At 68.6% G+C, this 16,105-nt stretch carries 15 protein-coding genes; 9 read left to right on the top strand and 6 right to left on the bottom strand.

Translation table 11 applies throughout. From position 1 onward, the window contains the following. Positions 1–116: 116 nt before the first annotated feature. The 8 genes from dapB to FOB47_RS22365 all read left to right on the top strand — a co-directional run bounded on the left by dapB (position 117) and on the right by FOB47_RS22365 (position 9,371). Positions 117–914 carry a 4-hydroxy-tetrahydrodipicolinate reductase gene (gene dapB, locus FOB47_RS22400; RefSeq protein ID WP_174782159.1) on the top strand — a complete coding sequence of 266 codons (798 nt, stop codon included), beginning with the start codon at positions 117–119 and terminating at the stop codon, positions 912–914. Between the two features lie 236 nt (positions 915–1,150). Beyond that, positions 1,151–3,775 carry a leucine--tRNA ligase gene (gene leuS / locus FOB47_RS22395; RefSeq protein ID WP_174782158.1) on the top strand — a complete coding sequence of 875 codons (2,625 nt, stop codon included), beginning with the start codon at positions 1,151–1,153 and terminating at the stop codon, positions 3,773–3,775. Between the two features lie 62 nt (positions 3,776–3,837). Beyond that, the gene (locus tag FOB47_RS22390; protein WP_006579735.1) at positions 3,838–4,344 is read left to right on the top strand and encodes an LPS-assembly lipoprotein LptE; all 507 of its coding nucleotides are present in this window, start codon (positions 3,838–3,840) and stop codon (positions 4,342–4,344) included. A 70-nt stretch (positions 4,345–4,414) separates the two neighbouring features. Further along, positions 4,415–5,470 carry a DNA polymerase III subunit delta gene (gene holA, locus FOB47_RS22385; protein WP_053822505.1) on the top strand — a complete coding sequence of 352 codons (1,056 nt, stop codon included), beginning with the start codon at positions 4,415–4,417 and terminating at the stop codon, positions 5,468–5,470. A 118-nt stretch (positions 5,471–5,588) separates the two neighbouring features. After that, positions 5,589–6,869: a glutamate-5-semialdehyde dehydrogenase gene (locus tag FOB47_RS22380; protein WP_174782157.1), complete on the top strand. Its 1,281-nt coding sequence runs from the start codon at positions 5,589–5,591 to the stop codon at positions 6,867–6,869. A gap of 24 nt (positions 6,870–6,893) precedes the next feature. Then, entirely contained in the window at positions 6,894–7,316 is a 423-nt protein-coding gene (locus FOB47_RS22375) for a CopD family protein (protein WP_023263385.1), read from the top strand. A gap of 39 nt (positions 7,317–7,355) precedes the next feature. Continuing rightward, a complete protein-coding gene (locus FOB47_RS22370; protein WP_053822502.1) occupies positions 7,356–7,961 on the top strand; it encodes a 2-hydroxychromene-2-carboxylate isomerase in 606 nt (201 codons plus the stop codon). A 144-nt stretch (positions 7,962–8,105) separates the two neighbouring features. Further along, complete coding sequence (locus tag FOB47_RS22365) at positions 8,106–9,371, top strand: THUMP domain-containing class I SAM-dependent RNA methyltransferase (protein WP_174782156.1); 1,266 nt, start codon at positions 8,106–8,108, stop codon at positions 9,369–9,371. A gap of 27 nt (positions 9,372–9,398) precedes the next feature. On the opposite strand, the gene FOB47_RS22360 is transcribed toward FOB47_RS22365, so the two are convergent. From FOB47_RS22360 to FOB47_RS22335, 6 genes are all read right to left on the bottom strand, one after another. Beyond that, positions 9,399–10,436 (bottom strand): response regulator, encoded by a 1,038-nt coding sequence (locus FOB47_RS22360; RefSeq protein WP_174782155.1) that lies wholly within the window; start codon positions 10,434–10,436, stop codon positions 9,399–9,401. Between the two features lie 190 nt (positions 10,437–10,626). After that, entirely contained in the window at positions 10,627–12,090 is a 1,464-nt protein-coding gene (locus tag FOB47_RS22355; RefSeq protein ID WP_174782154.1) for an NAD(P)(+) transhydrogenase (Re/Si-specific) subunit beta, read from the bottom strand. Further along, complete coding sequence (locus FOB47_RS22350) at positions 12,087–12,419, bottom strand: NAD(P) transhydrogenase subunit alpha part 2 (protein ID WP_053822498.1); 333 nt, start codon at positions 12,417–12,419, stop codon at positions 12,087–12,089. Before FOB47_RS22350 ends, FOB47_RS22355 begins: the two co-directional genes overlap by 4 nt. Before the next feature lie 68 nt (positions 12,420–12,487). After that, a complete protein-coding gene (locus FOB47_RS22345) occupies positions 12,488–13,543 on the bottom strand; it encodes a haloacid dehalogenase-like hydrolase (RefSeq protein WP_244959365.1) in 1,056 nt (351 codons plus the stop codon). 121 nt (positions 13,544–13,664) lie between these two features. After that, positions 13,665–14,027, bottom strand: coding sequence for an aspartate 1-decarboxylase (gene panD, locus FOB47_RS22340; RefSeq protein WP_006577190.1), 363 nt, complete (start codon positions 14,025–14,027; stop codon positions 13,665–13,667). A gap of 160 nt (positions 14,028–14,187) precedes the next feature. Further along, positions 14,188–15,309 (bottom strand): Re/Si-specific NAD(P)(+) transhydrogenase subunit alpha, encoded by a 1,122-nt coding sequence (locus FOB47_RS22335; protein WP_053822496.1) that lies wholly within the window; start codon positions 15,307–15,309, stop codon positions 14,188–14,190. A gap of 267 nt (positions 15,310–15,576) precedes the next feature. On the opposite strand from FOB47_RS22335, the gene FOB47_RS22330 reads away from it, so the two are divergent. Continuing rightward, entirely contained in the window at positions 15,577–16,080 is a 504-nt protein-coding gene (locus FOB47_RS22330) for an NUDIX hydrolase (RefSeq protein ID WP_170265882.1), read from the top strand. Positions 16,081–16,105: the final 25 nt, after the last annotated feature.

Below are 16,105 nucleotides of genomic sequence, written 5' to 3'. Positions count from 1 at the left end.
CCGCGGCGCGCGTGGCCCAATCACGCTGCGCCCGGCGCCGTTCCAGTCTTGTTGTCCTGTCATTCGCTGTCATCCGCTGTTATTCGCCTGATTTCTTTCCGGGGAACCGACTCGCCATGAAACTCGCTATTGCCGGCGCCTCCGGCCGCATGGGCCGCATGTTGATCGAATATGTGCTGGACGCCGAGGGCGTGACGCTGGCCGGCGCGCTCGACGTGCCAGGCGCGGCCGCGCTGGGGCAGGACGCGGGCCTGTTCCTCGGCCGCCAAACCGGTGTCAGGATCACCTCGGACATCGAGGCCGCCCTGTCCGGTGCCGACTGCCTGATCGACTTCACCCGTCCCGAAGGCACGCTGGCCCACGTGCAGGTGGCGCGTCGGCTCGGCGTCAAGATGGTGATCGGCACCACCGGCTTCGACGAGGCCGGCAAGGCCGCGCTGGCAGAGGCCGCGCAGTCGATCGGCGTGGTCTTCGCCGCCAATATGAGTGTCGGCGTCAACGCGACCTTCAAGCTGCTGGAGGTCGCGGCGAAGATGCTGTCCTCCGGCTACGACATCGAGATCATCGAGGCGCACCATCGGCACAAGGTGGACGCGCCCTCGGGCACCGCGCTGAAGATGGGCGAGGTCATCGCCGAGGCGCTCGGCCGCGACCTGAAGACCTGCGGCGTGTTCGCGCGCGAGGGACATACCGGCGCGCGCGATCCGAACTCGATCGGCTTTGCCACGGTGCGTGGCGGCGATATCGTCGGCGACCACACGGTGCTGTTCGCCGGCATCGGCGAGCGCATCGAGATCACCCACAAATCCTCGAGCCGCCAGTCGTATGCCGATGGCGCGGTGCGGGCCGCCCGCTTCCTGGCGGACAAGCCCAACGGGATGTTCGACATGCAGGACGTGCTGGGCCTGAAGTAAGCCCCTCGGGGCGGCATTGCCGTCGTCCCCGCGAAAGCGGGACCAGCCGCCGGATTGTCCCGGCAGGATTGCAAACGTCGCTGGGTCCCGCCTGGGCGGGACGACAAGTGCGCCGTTTCCGCAGGCCACCGCCGGTTATAATCGGCGTTTCCCGCACGCCGCAACGGCCGGCGTGCCTTCAACCGCTGCCAGATTCCACATCGCCGATGCGCCGCGCGCGCACCGCTGTCCCAACCATGCAAGACAAATACCTCCCCGCCGAAGTCGAAGAATCCGCCCGCCAGCACTGGCAAGCCATCGATGCCTATCGCGTCGACGAGCACGCGGTGGGCCCCGACGGCAAGGAGAAGCCCAAGTTCTATGCCTGTTCGATGCTGCCGTATCCGTCGGGCAAGCTCCATATGGGCCACGTGCGCAACTACACGATCAACGACGTGATGGCGCGCTACCTGCGCATGAACGGCCATAACGTGCTGATGCCGATGGGCTGGGACGCCTTCGGCATGCCGGCCGAGAACGCCGCGATCAACAACCGCGTGGCGCCGGCGGCCTGGACCTACGACAACATCGCGTACATGAAGAAGCAGATGGCGTCGATGGGTCTGGCAATCGACTGGTCGCGCGAGGTCGCCACCTGCGATCCGAACTACTACCGCTGGAACCAGTGGCTGTTCCTGAAGATGCTCGAGAAGGGCATCGCCTATCGCAAGACCGGCACCGTCAACTGGGATCCGGTCGACCAGACCGTGCTGGCCAACGAGCAGGTGATCGACGGCCGCGGCTGGCGCTCCGGCGCGGTGGTCGAGAAGCGCGAGATCCCGATGTACTACCTCGGCATCACGCAATACGCAGAGGAACTGCTGGGCGAGCTTGAAGGCCTGGGCTGGCCCGAGCGCGTCAAGGTGATGCAGCAGAACTGGATCGGCAAGAGCGAGGGCGTGCGCTTCGCCTTCCCGCACGCGATCGTCGGCGACGACGGCGAGCTGATCGGCGGCGGCAAGCTGTACGTGTTCACCACGCGCGCCGACACCATCATGGGCGTGACCTTCTGCGCGGTCGCCGCCGAGCACCCGCTGGCCACGCACGCCGCCTCGACCAATCCGGAACTGGCCGCCTTCATCGACGAGTGCAAGCGCGGCTCGGTGATGGAAGCCGACATGGCGACCATGGAAAAGAAGGGCATGCCGACCGGACTGAAGGTCGTGCACCCGCTGACCGGCGAGCCGGTCGACGTCTGGGTCGGCAACTACGTGCTGATGAGCTACGGCGACGGCGCGGTGATGGGCGTGCCCGCGCACGACGAGCGCGACTTCGCCTTTGCGCGCAAGTACGGCCTGCCGATCAGGCAGGTCATCGACGTCGACGGCCAGCCGTTCTCGACCGAGGCCTGGCAGGACTGGTACGCCGACAAGGAACATGGCCGCTGCATCCATAGCGGCCGCTACGACGGCCTGCACCATCGCGCCGCGGTCGATGCGATCGCCGCCGACCTGGCCGCCAAGGGCCTGGGCGAGAAGAAGGTGACCTGGCGCCTGCGCGACTGGGGCATTTCGCGCCAGCGCTACTGGGGCACGCCGATCCCGCTGATCCATTGCGACAGCTGCGGCGTGGTGCCGGTGCCCGAGCAGGACCTCCCGGTGGTGCTGCCCGAGGACCTGGTGCCGGACGGCAGCGGCAATCCGCTCGCGAAGGACCCGCGCTTCCTCGAATGCACCTGCCCGTCCTGCGGCAAGCCGGCCCGGCGCGAGACCGACACGATGGATACGTTCATCGACTCGTGCTGGTACTACATGCGCTATACGTGCCCGGACGCGGCCACGATGGTCGACGCGCGCAACGATTACTGGATGCCGATGGACCAGTACATCGGCGGCATCGAACACGCGATCCTGCACCTGCTGTATGCGCGCTTCTGGACCAAGGTGATGCGCGACCTGGGCCTGGTCAAGTTCGGCGAGCCGTTTACCAACCTGCTGACGCAGGGCATGGTGCTGAACGAGACCTACTATCGCGAGGACGCCAGCGGCAAGAAGCACTGGTTCAATCCGGCCGACGTCGACGTGAAGACCGACGAGCGCGGCCGACCGGTCGGCGCCACGCTGAAGGCCGACGGCCAGCCGGTCGAGATCGGCGGCGTCGAAAAGATGTCGAAGTCCAAGAACAACGGCATCGACCCGCAGGCACTGATCGACCAGTACGGCGCCGATACCGCGCGCCTGTTCACGATGTTCGCCGCGCCGCCCGAGCAGCAGCTCGAGTGGAGCAGCTCGGGCGTCGAGGGCGCGTCGCGCTTCCTGCGCCGCGTCTGGGCCTATGGCCAGGCCAACGCCGAGGCGATCCGGGCGGCGGCTGCCGGCGGTGAAGCGGTCGACGCGGACCGCGCGCTGCGCCGCGAGGTGCATGGCGTGCTGCGCCAGGCCAACTACGACTACCAGCGTATCCAGTACAACACCGTGGTGTCCGCCGCGATGAAGATGCTGAACGCACTGGAAGACGCCAAGTCGGCTTCGCCGGCGGCGCGCCGCGAGGGCTTCGGCATCCTGCTGCGCGTGCTGTACCCGGTGGTGCCGCACATTACCCACGTGCTGTGGCAGGAGCTGGGCTACGCCACCGCGTATGGCGATCTGCTCGATGCGCCGTGGCCGCAGGTCGACGAGGCGGCGCTGGTGCAGAGCGAGATCGAGCTGGTGCTGCAGGTCAACGGCAAGGTGCGCGGCAGCCTGACGGTGCCGGCCGACGCCGACCGCGCCGCGATCGAAGCGATGGCCGCCGCCAGCGAGACCGTCGCCAAGTTCGCTGCCGGTGCCGCGCCGAAGAAGATCGTGGTGGTGCCCGGCCGCCTGGTCAACGTGGTGATCTGAGGCGGGCCGTCCCGCAAGGCATCCCGCCGCCGCGCCATCGTCCCAATCAAAGGAATCGCGCCATGACTAGACCGAACCCGAATCGCCGCGCCGTGCTGGCTGCGCTGCTGGCCGCCGGTGCGCTGGCCGGCTGCGGCTTCCATTTGCGCGGCAGCTCGGACTTCGCCTTCAAGCGGCTGTATGTCGGCATCCCGAAGAACTCGCTGATGGGTGCGGAACTGACCCGCGCGATCCAGGGCGGCTCCGACACCATCGTCGTCACCGACCCGAAGCAGGCCGACGCGCTGCTCGACGTGCTGGAGGACACCCGCACGCGGACCGTGCTGTCGATCACGACGGCCGGCGTGGTGCGCGAATACCGGCTGACGCAGCGCTTCACGTTCCGGCTGCGCGATGCCGCCGGCCGCGAGATGATCGCGCCGTCGCAGATGGTGCTGTTCCGCGACCTGACCTACAACGAGGCCAACGCGCTGGCCAAGGGCTACGAGGAAGAGCAGCTGTATCGCGACATGCAGCGCGACATCGTGCAGCAGCTGATGCGCCGGCTCGCCGCCGCCAAGCCGGCCTGAGGCCGCGCATGGCGCGATCGCAAGCACGACCGGCACGATAGGCAAGACAGACAAGGACACGGCCCAGCGGATGCAGCTCAAGCTCGACGCTCTCGACGGTCACCTGCGCCAGGCACAGACGCGTGGCCTGGCGCCGCTGTACGTGGTGCACGGCGACGAGCATCTGCTGGTGCTCGAGGCGGTCGACCGTCTGCGCCAGGCCGCGCGCGAGGCAGGCTACAGCGAGCGCGACGTGCTGGTGTCCGAGCGCGGCTTCCAGTGGAGCCAGTTGCTGGAGGCGCAGCAATCGATGTCGCTGTTCGGCGACCGCAAGATCGTCGAGCTGCGCATTCCGTCGGGCAAGCCCGGCAAGGAAGGCGGCGAGGTGCTGCGCGCGGTGGCGGCGCAGCTGGCGGGCGCCCAGTCCGCGTCCGATCTGGTGATGCTGATCACGCTGCCGCGGCTGGACTTCGCCGCGTCGAAATCGGCGTGGTTCCAGGCGCTCGAAGGCGCCGGCGTCTCGATCAAGGTCGACAACGTCGATCGCACGCGGCTGCCGGCCTGGGTCGGCGAGCGGCTGGCGTTGCAGAACCAGCGTGTGGAACCGGGCGAACCGGGCCGCCGCGCGCTGCAGTTCATCGCGGACAAGGTCGAAGGCAACCTGCTGGCCGCGCATCAGGAAATCCAGAAGCTCGGCCTGCTGTACCCGGCCGGCGTGCTGACCTTCGACCAGGTCCACGACGCGGTGCTCAATGTCGCGCGCTACGACGTCTTCAAGCTGTCCGAGGCGATGCTGGGCGGCGACGTGCCGCGGCTGGTGCGGATGCTCGAAGGACTGCGCGGCGAGGGCGAGGCCACGGTGCTGGTGCTGTGGGCGCTGACCGAGGAAATTCGCGTATTATCCAAGGTCCGGCAGGGGCTGGCCGGCGGCAAGCCGATGGGCGTGCTGACCCGCGAGCTGCGCATCTGGGGACCGCGCGAGAAGCTGGTGCCGCAGGCCGCGCAGCGGCTGTCCACCGAGCGCCTCGAAGCCGCGCTGGCGATGGCCGCGAAGCTGGACCGGCAGACCAAGGGACTGCGCGTCGACGGCATGCCGGCCGAGCCGTGGGACGGTCTGCTGCAGCTGGCGCTGATGATCGCGCGCTGATCGGCCGCCGATCCAACCCTGGGCTGCGGCCGAGCGCCGCCGGAACCCGCGACGCCGCGCCGCCCGCAGCGCGGCCGCCAAATACAAGATTGCCAGGCCGCACCGACCGGCCCCCGATATGAACGAGCTCGACCTCTACCAGTACATGGACCGCGTCGGCCGCCAGGCCCGCGCCGCATCGCGCGCGATGGCGCGCGCATCGACCGCCGACAAGAACCGCGCGCTGCTGACCATCGCCGCCGCGATCCGCCGCGATGCCGAGCAGTTGAAGGCCGTCAATGCGCGCGATGTCGAGCGTGCCCGCGCCAACGGTCAGGACGCCGCCTTCGTCGACCGGCTGACCCTGTCGGACAAGGCCATCGCGACGATGGCCGCGGGCCTGGAGCAGATCGCCGCGCTGCCCGATCCGATCGGCGAGATCGGCAACATGAAATACCGGCCGACCGGCATCCAGGTCGGCCAGATGCGCGTGCCGCTCGGCGTGATCGGCATCATCTACGAGTCGCGTCCCAATGTGACGATCGACGCCGCGGCGCTGTGCCTGAAGTCCGGCAACGCGACCATCCTGCGCGGCGGTTCGGAAGCGATCGAATCGAACACCGCGCTGGCCCGGCTGGTCGCCGAGGGCCTGGCCGAAGCCGGTCTGCCGGCCGAGGCGGTGCAGGTCATCGAGACCACCGACCGCGCCGCGGTCGGCCGCCTGATCACGATGACCGAGTATGTCGACGTGATCGTGCCGCGCGGCGGCAAGAGCCTGATCGCGCGGCTGATGGAAGAGGCGCGCGTGCCGATGATCAAGCATCTGGACGGCATCTGCCACGTCTACGTCGACGCCGACGCCGACCTCGACAAGGCGGTGCGCATCTGCGACAACGCCAAGACGCAGCGCTACGCGCCGTGCAACACGATGGAAACGCTGCTGGTCGCCGAATCGATCGCCGCGCGCGTGCTGCCGCCGCTGTGCAAGATCTACCAGCAGAAGGGCGTCGAGCTGCGGGTCTGCCCGGCCACGCGCGCCACGCTGGAAGCGGCCGGCATCAAGGGGCTCGTCGATGCCACCGAGGAGGACTGGCGCCTCGAATACCTGGCGCCGGTGCTGGCAATCCGCACGGTGTCCGGCCTCGACGAGGCGATCGCCCATATCAATACCTACGGCTCGGCCCATACCGATTCGATCGTCACCGAGAACTATTCGGCCGGCATGCGTTTCCTGCGCGAGGTCGATTCGGCCAGCGTGATGATCAACGCGTCGACGCGTTTTGCGGACGGCTTCGAATACGGCCTTGGCGCGGAGATCGGCATCTCGAACGACAAGCTGCACGCACGCGGCCCGGTCGGCCTCGAAGGGCTGACCTCGCTGAAGTACGTGGTGTTCGGCCACGGCGAGATTCGCACGTAAATCGCCGCGTCATACGGATCACCGATGCTCTGGGTCAAATCGCTGCATATCGTCTTCGTGGTCTCCTGGTTCGCCGGGCTGTTCTATCTGCCGCGCATCTTCGTCAATCTGGCGATGGAGACCGATCCCGCCGCGGTGACGCGGCTGCTGGCGATGGCGCGCAAGCTGCTGCGCTTCATGACGATGCTGGCGATCCCCGCGCTGGCGTTCGGCCTGTGGCTCTATCTGGGCTATGGCATCGGGCGCGGCCCGGGGCAGGGCTGGATGCATGCCAAGCTGGCGCTGGTGCTGGTGCTGCTCGGCTATCACCATGGCTGCGCGGTGCTGCTGCGCAAGTTCGAGGCCGGCCGCAATACCCGTTCGCATCGGTTCTACCGCTGGTTCAACGAACTGCCGGTGCTGGTGCTGCTGGCGATCGTGGTGCTGGTGGTGGTCAAGCCATTCTGATGCCGTATTTCCCCGCCTGAACCTGTCCCCGAGGATCCGATGAGCAAGCAGATCGACTACTACTTCTCGCCGCAGTCGCCGTACGTCTATCTCGGCCATGCGCGCTTTACCGAGATCGCGGCCCGTCATGGCGCCCAGGTCAATCTGAAGCCATGCGATCTGGGCAAGGTGTTCGCGACCTCGGGCGGTCTGCCGCTGGCCCAGCGGCCGCCGCAGCGCCAGGCCTACCGGCTGATCGAACTGGCGCGCTGGCGCGACTACCTCGGCGTGCCGCTCAATCTGGAGCCGAAGTACTTTCCGGTCTCGGGCGACGCCGCCAGCCGGCTGATCATCGCGGCGCGGCTGGCCCATGGCACCGCGCGCGCGATGGCCTTGCTGGGCGCGATCGGACACGCGCTGTGGGCGCAGGAGCGTAATATCGCCGATGCCGCCACGCTGGCCGAGCTGGCCGACCGCCTGGACTTCGATGGCGCGGCGCTGCTCAAGGCCAGCGAAGGGCAGGGCGTGCAGGAGGAATACGCGCGCCATACGCAGGACGCGATTTCGGCCGGCGTGTTCGGCGCGCCATGGTATGTCTACGACGGCCAGCCGTACTGGGGCCAGGACCGGCTGGACTTCCTCGACCGCGCGCTGGCGGCCGCCTGAGGCGATCCCTGCCGGCCCGGGCCGGCGCCGGCGCCCCCGTCCGCCACGGCGGACGTTTTTGTTTGAAGCGGCTTGTGCCGCCGTTTCGCCTGCTGTTTGTTTGACCTGTCGCGACCCCATTCGACCTTTTGCCGGACCGCTGTAATGACCCAAGCCTTCTTCGCTCCCTGCCCGCGCGGCCTCGAGAGCGCGCTCGCCGATGAGCTGCGCGAGATCGCCGTGCGGCCCGATGTCGACGCCCTGGCGCCGTTCGACGTCCATCGCGAGGTGCCGGGCGGCGTCAGCTTTTCCGGCGACATGGCGGCCGCGTACGCGGTCAACCTGCATTCGCGCATCGCCAGCCGCGTGCTGCTGCGGGTCGCCGCTCGCGGGTACCGGCACGAGGACGACATCTACGAGCTGGCACGCGCGCAGCGCTGGGACCAGTGGTTCGGTCCGGACGAGACCATCAAGATCGAACTGACCGCGCACCGCTCGCCGCTGCGCAGCCTGAACTTCACCGCGCTGCGGGTCAAGGACGGCGTCTGCGACGCGATGCGCGAGCGTCTGGGCGCGCGGCCCAGCGTCGACACCGCCAGCCCCGACGTACGGATCTACGCGCACCTGACCGAGCACGACTGCACGCTGTACCTGGACACCACCGGCGAGCCGCTGTTCAAGCGCGGCTGGCGCATGGAGAAGGGCGAGGCGCCGCTGAAGGAGAATCTGGCCGCGGGCATCCTGCGGCTGGCCGGCTGGACGCCGGGCAAGACCGCGCGGCCCTTCTACGACCCGATGTGCGGCAGCGGCACGTTCCTGGTCGAGGCCGCGCAGGTCGCGCTGGGCCTCGCCCCCGGCGCGGCACGCAGCTTTGCCTTCGAATGGCTCAAGGGAATCAACCTGAAGCCGTGGAAGGCGCTCAAGAGCGAGGCCCAGGCCGCGAGCCAGCGTGCTGCCGCGGCTGCAACGTCCGCGGCCGCGGACCTGGCCATTGCCGGGAGCGATATCTCGACCGACATGCTGGCGATGGCGAGCGCCAACTGGCGGCGTGCCGGCTTGCCGGGCGAGCTGCGCGCCAAGCAGGTCGATGCGCGGCACGTGCAGCCGCCGTTCGCGCAACCCGGCCTGTTGCTGCTGAACCCGCCCTATGGCGAGCGGATCGCGGTGCGCGGCCAGCGCCGGCCTGCATTCGACGAGGCGCCGGTGGACAGCGCCGAGGAAGACGCCGCCAACCAGTTCGCCAGCGCATTCGCGACGACGCTGAAGCAGCATTTTGCCGGCTGGGAAGCCTGGATCTTCACCGGCGACCTGTCGCTGCCGCGCCGGCTGCGGCTGAAGGAATCGCGGCGGGTGCCGCTCTACAACGGCAATATCGAATGCCGCCTGTTCCGCTTCGAGATGGTCAGGGGCGGCAATCGGGCGCAGCCGTAACAACGGGAGAGGGGAGCAACCGGGCGGTCAGCGCCCCGTCAGACTGCCTTCGTTGCGCTCGAATTCGGTCAGGAAGGTCTTGAAGCTGACTACCGGCTCGTCCAGCAGGTGGCGCGGCAGGTCGAACAGCGCGTACAGGAATTCCTCGCGGCCCTCGACGCGCTCGGCCGGCAGGCAGTATTGCTCCCAGTCGACGCAGGCCGGCGTGTACATGCCGTTGCCGGGCCAGAAGAACGGCACGATGCGGCCTTCGCGCAGGCCCTCGGTCAGCGCCGCCGGGGCGTCGTAGGCCTCGGCCGACTCGACCTGGCTCGCCAGGCTGGTGCGGGTCTCGATCACCATCAGCGTGGCCTGGCCCTGCGCCGTCAGCAGCAGGATGCCGGCCGGATTCGGGTACAGGTAGTACTCGACGAAACCGTAGCGCGCCGCCAGCTGGCGCACGCGCTCGGCCATCGCGGGATCGGACAGGAACGAGAACGAGTGCCGCGTCAGCAGGTCGCGCAGCGTGTGCGACAGCGTGGTGAAGTATTGCTGCTGCAGCGCGTCGATCTCCTGGTCCAGCCGCTCGACCATATTGCTGTCGTGCTTCTTGACGTAGCGGTCGATCAGCCCGTGGTTGAAGCCCTGCACCGCGACGCCCTCGTCGGCGGTGCCGGTCAGCAGGACGGTCTTGCACGGCAGGTCCTGCAGCGCGCGGCAGAACTCGAGCCCGTCCATCTGCGGCATCGAATAGTCGACCACGATCACGCCCGGCTGCACGAAGCGGTGAATGTCGTGGATCTGCCGGTGGATGCGGTCGATATCGAGCTGCACGGTGCGGCGCTCGGTCAGGAACGTCAGATCGTCGTGCGTGACGCGCACCGGCAGGAAGCCGGTGAAGCGCGTGGTGTAGGCCTCCCGGATCCACTGCAGCGCCTCGCGCGGGTCGGTGAAGGCGACCACCGGGCGGGTCCGGTCCATCTGGAAGGCGAGGCTGTCCATGAACGAACGGCTGTCGTCGACCAGCACGGTCAGGATCGGATGTTGGAAGACCGGCAGATGCCTGTCCTGCGGATTGAATGTCATGTCGCGTGCGACCCCGGGAGGCGAGAAGCGGGTCCGGCTGCAGCGGGGAGCGCGGGGCCGGCGCCAGGGCCGCCATGGCCGGCGCAAGCCGGCCCCCGCGGCCGAGGGCCAGTATAGCGCGCCGGAGCGGGGGCGCAACCGGCCCTGCAGCAGGGCCGGCGGGACGGATCGGCGGGCCGGACCGCCCCGGTCAGGCGACCGCCTTGACCATGTCCTCGACCACCTTCTTGGCGTCGCCGAACACCATCATCGTCTTGTCCATGTAGAACAGCTCGTTGTCGAGCCCGGCGTAGCCGGCCGCCATCGAGCGCTTGTTGACGATGATGGTCTTGGCCTTGTAGGCCTCGAGGATCGGCATGCCGGCGATCGGCGAGTTCGGGTCGGTCTTGGCCGCCGGGTTGACCACGTCGTTCGCGCCGAGCACCAGCACCACGTCGGCCTGACCGAACTCGCTGTTGATGTCTTCCATTTCGAAGACCTGGTCGTAAGGCACCTCGGCCTCGGCCAGCAGCACGTTCATATGGCCGGGCATGCGGCCCGCGACCGGGTGGATCGCGTACTTCACCGTGACGCCTTTCTCCGACAGCATTTCGGTCAGCTCCTTCAGCGCATGCTGGGCGCGCGCCACCGCCAGGCCGTAGCCGGGCACGATGATCACGGTCTCCGCATTGCCCATCAGGAAGGCCGCGTCGTCCGGCGAGCCGGACTTGACGTTGCGCTGCGCCTGCGCGCCAGCGGCGGCCGCGCTGCCGGCCTCGCCGCCGAAGCCGCCCAGGATCACGTTGAAGAACGAGCGGTTCATCGCCCGGCACATGATGTACGACAGGATCGCGCCGGAGGAGCCGACCAGCGAGCCGGCGATGATCAGCATCGGGTTGTTCAGCGAGAAGCCGATGCCGGCCGCCGCCCAGCCCGAATACGAGTTCAGCATCGACACCACCACCGGCATGTCGGCGCCGCCGATCGGAATGATGATCAGCACGCCGAGCACGAAGGCGATCGCCAGCATGACCAGGAAGGGCATCCACTGCTGCGTCATGAAGAAGGCGATGCCGAAGCCGACCATCGCGACCGCCAGCGCCAGGTTCAGCCAGTGCTGGCCGGCGAATACCACCGGCGCGCCCTGGAACAGCCGGAACTTGTAGCGCCCGGCCAGCTTGCCGAAGGCGATCACCGAGCCCGAGAACGTGATGGCACCGACGAAGCAGCCGATGAACAGCTCGATGCGGTTGCCCAGCGGAATCTCGTGCGAGCCGGCCGCGGTGATGCCGAAGGCGGCCGGTTCCGCCACCGCCGCGATGGCGATGAAGACGGCCGCCAGGCCGATCAGCGAGTGCATCGCCGCGACCAGTTCCGGCATCTTGGTCATCTCGACCTTCTTCGCGACGTAGGCGCCGATGCCGCCGCCGACGACCAGCCCGGCCAGGATCAGGCCGAGTCCGGTGCCGATCGACGACTGGCCGATGCCGGCCGCCAGGAACTCGTTCTTCAGCTTGACGATCAGCGCGACCGTGGTCAGCGCCGCGATCGCCATGCCGATCATGCCGAAGGCGTTGCCGCGGCGCGCGGTGGCCGGATGCGAGAGCCCCTTCAAGGCCTGGATGAAGCAGACCGAGGCCACCAGGTAGAGCAGCGTGACGACGTTCATGCTCATTGCGCGCCCTCCTTGCTACCGGCCGGTGCCGACTTCTTCGGCTCCTTCTTCTTGAACATTTCCAGCATGCGCTGGGTCACCAGAAACCCGCCGAACACGTTGACCGCGGCCAGGGCCACGGCGAGCGTGCCCATCGCACGGCCGACGCCGCCCTCGGTCAGCCCGGCGGCCAGCATCGCGCCGACGATGATGATCGCCGAGATCGCGTTGGTGACCGCCATCAGCGGGGTATGCAGCGCCGGCGTGACCGTCCAGACCACGTGGTAGCCCACGTAGATCGCCAGCACGAAGATGATCAGGTTGATCACCGTGTGGTTCACCATCTCCATCGACTTCTCCTCCCGTTGCTTGAATTCGGTTATCCGCTTGCCTGCGCGGTTGCCCGCGCAGTTTCCAGCTATGGCGCGGCCGGCTTCGCCATTGGCTCGCCGGCCAGTGCCGGGGATGGCCGCCGTGCCGACGGCGCCACGAACACCCGCTCCCAGTCGCGCCGCATGCTGACCACGGTCCAGCGGTGCGCGGCGGCGGCCTTCAGCGACGCGCCATCCGGCTCCGTATAGGCCGACTCGCGCTGCGCGTCATCGTGCTCGATCAGCAGCTGGAACGACGGCCCACGCCGTCCCTGGCTGTAGGCCAGCATCGCGATATCGCCGGCGCCGCCGACGTTGCCGGCCGCGAACACCGGCCGCTTGCCGATCTGCAGCGCGATATTGGCGGGTTTGTTCTCCTTGTCGTTGAAGCTGTCGACGTGCGGCTCGCGCCAGACCGCGTTGCCCTGCGCGGTCTGGCGAAAGCGCAGCGCCAGCCGGGAGCCGATCACCTGCTGTGGCGCGATGCCGTAGTAGTCCGCGGCGAACGCGCGCATGAAGTCGGCGGTCGAGCCCGCGCACAGCCAGGTCTGGTAGCCCTGCGCGCGCAGATGGCCGAGCAGCTCCATCATCGGCTGGTAGATGCCGTCGCGCAGCGGCGCGCTGTTGCGGGGATGGCGGGCGACGGCGAGAAAGCGCCGCGCCTCGTCCTGGAACGATTCGACCGCGGTGTTGCCGTACACGGCGTGCAGCAGCTGCAGCGCCGCGGTGTCGCCGCGCTGCAGATAGCCGCGCGGATCGGCGAGGAATTCGCGGTAGGGGCTTTGCGCGCCGAGCGCGGGATCGGCGTCGGTGCGCGCCCGCGCCAGATGGGCGACGAACAGCAGCTCGGCACGCGGGTCCTCGCGCCACAGCGTGCCGTCGTTGTCGAAGATGGCGATGCGGTCGGCCGGAGCGACGAAGTCGGGACCGCCGACGGTGGTGGTGTCGCGCACGAAGCGCAGGATCGCCTGCTTGGCGGGACCGTCGCGCCAGGAGGGCAGCGGGTCCGCCGCGGCGGTGGCCGGCGGGGCACCGCCGTCATGGGCGGCGGAGTCGGGGGCGGAAACGGGCGCCGAGGTGGGGGCGGAGGTGGGGGCCGACAAGCCCGCGCAGGCCGCGCAGCCCGCCGTCACGACAACGATCAGCCAGCGGCGCCATGCGCCAGGGCCACCGTTGGCATGCCGGGATTGCGGGCGAGACTGCCTGCGCGCGGCGATCATGGGATTACACCTTCTTGATTTCCTTGATGCGGTTGTTGTCGTCGACCAGCACGATCTTCGGCTTGTAGTCGGCCAGTTCCGCATCGCTCATCGGCGCGTAGGTGCAGATGATCAGGTGGTCGCCGAGATGGGCGCGGCGCGCGGCGGCGCCGTTCAGCGAGATCTCGCCGGTGCCGCGCTTGCCCTTGATGATGTAGGTCGAGAAACGTTCGCCATTGTTGACGTTGTAGAGCTCGATCTTCTCGTACTCCTTCATGTCCGCCGCGTCGAGCAGATCCTCGTCGATGCCGCACGACCCCTCGTAGTGCAGGTCGGCCTGCGTCACGGTGACGCGATGCAGCTTGGCGCGCAGAATGATGCGTTGCATGGTGTTGCTTTCCTTCGTTGATGCTGGCGCCGCGACGGCGCGAACGTGCGGCCGCGGCACCGTGAAAACGCGCCCGGGATGGGCGCGGGGTTGAAATCGATGGTGGAGGGTCGGCGCTGCCGGCGCGCCGGTCGCACCGGCAGCGCGGGCCGGCAGCCGTTCAGGCGGCCTGGCGGGCCAGCGCGCCGTCCCTGCTGATCAGGCAGGCCGCGACGATATCGTCTTCCGCGTTGATTGTCAGCTTGCCGTCCTTGTCGACGATCAGCTTGAGGAAGTCGAGCACGTTGCGCGCGTACAGCGCGGAGGCGTCGGCCGCGACCATGCTGGCCAGATTGGTGTAGCCGACCAGCGTCACGCCGTGGCGCTCGACCACCTCGTCGGCCACGGTCAGCGGGCAGTTGCCGCCTTGCGCGGCCGCCAGGTCGACCACCACCGAGCCCGGCTTCATCGCCTGCACGGTCTCTTCCTTCAGCAGCACCGGCGCACGGCGTCCAGGGATCAGCGCGGTCGTGATGACGATATCGGCCTGCTTCGCGCGCTCGTGCACCAGCGCGGCCTGGCGCTGCATCCAGCTTGCCGGCATCGGCCGCGCATAGCCGCCGACGCCCTGCGCGATCTCGCGCTCTTCGTCGGTCTCGAACGGCACGTCGAGAAACTTCGCGCCCAGCGATTCGATCTGTTCCTTGACCGCGGGCCGCACGTCGGAGGCCTCGATCACCGCGCCCAGCCGCTTGGCGGTCGCGATCGCCTGCAGGCCGGCCACGCCGGCGCCGAGAATCAGCACGCGCGCCGCCTTGACCGTACCGGCGGCGGTCATCAGCATCGGCATGAAGCGTTGGTAGTGGTTGGCCGCGACCAGCACGGCCTTGTAGCCGGCGATATTGGCCTGCGAGGACAGTACGTCCATGCTTTGCGCGCGCGTCGTGCGCGGCGCGGCTTCGAGCGCGAACGCGACGATGCCGGCGGCCGCCATGCGCGCGTTGTTGTCGGCGTCGAACGGGTCGAGCATGCCGACCAGCGCGGCGCCGGGGCGAATCTGCGTCAGTTCCTGCGGATCGGGCGCGCGTACCTTCAACACGAGTTCGGCGCCGAACGCGCGGGCGGCATCGACGATGCTGGCGCCGGCGGCCTCGTAGGCGGCGTCGGGACAGCTGGCGCGTACACCGGCACCGCTCTGCACGAGCACCTGATGGCCTTGGGCGACGTACTTCTTGACGGTCTCGGGGGTGGCGGCGACACGCGCTTCGCCGGCCCGTGTCTCCAGCGGGATACCGATCTGCATCGTCAGCTTCTCCTGTTGCGGTGCCGCTCCGCGCTACGGCCGGGCAGGCATCCGGGCTCGTTTATCGGCGCCGCCGTCCAGCGCGGCGCACAATTTTTCCGCAGCTTACAGGAATCCGACGGCAATTGGGGCGATTGGGAGCTTGGGGGCGAGCCGGGCGATGGGGGCGATCGAGGTGCGGTCCCGCGCCGGCCCCCGCGCGGTCCGCCGCGCTGCAGCGCCGCGCGCCTGCCGGTAAAATGCCGGATTGCCTAAAACTTGTGCATCATGTCCCAAGACTGGAAAACCAGCGTCACGGTGGCCGCCGTGATCGAGCGCGGCGGCCGCTTCCTGCTGGTCGAAGAAGAAACCCGCGACGGCCTGAAGCTGAATCAGCCGGCCGGCCATCTGGACCCGGGCGAGAGCCTGGTGCGCGCCGTGATCCGCGAAACGCTGGAGGAAACCGCGCACAGCTTCGAGCCGCGCGCGCTGCTCGGCTGCTATCTGGCAGGCTCGGTGACCTCGCCGACCGGCCAGCATCCCGAGGGCGACATCACCTATGTGCGCTTCGCGTTTACCGGCGATCTGGGTCCGCTCGACAGCGGCCGTCCGCTCGATACCGGCATCGTGCGCACCGTCTGGCTCAGCGCCGACGAGATCCGCGCCTGCCCGGAACGTCATCGCTCGCCGCTGGTGCTGGCCTGTGTCGAGGACTATCTGGCCGGAAAGCGCTTCGCGCTCGACGCGCTGTACACGCATCCGTCGGCGTTGATGCAGGGAGCGCTGCCATGAGCGCCGTCACGAGTGCCGTCGCGAG

Source organism: Cupriavidus gilardii, from assembly GCF_013347325.1.
GTDB classification, from domain to species: domain Bacteria; phylum Pseudomonadota; class Gammaproteobacteria; order Burkholderiales; family Burkholderiaceae; genus Cupriavidus; species Cupriavidus gilardii.
Note: the sequence above shows the minus strand (reverse complement) of the source record. Positions and strands in the feature narration are given on the sequence as shown.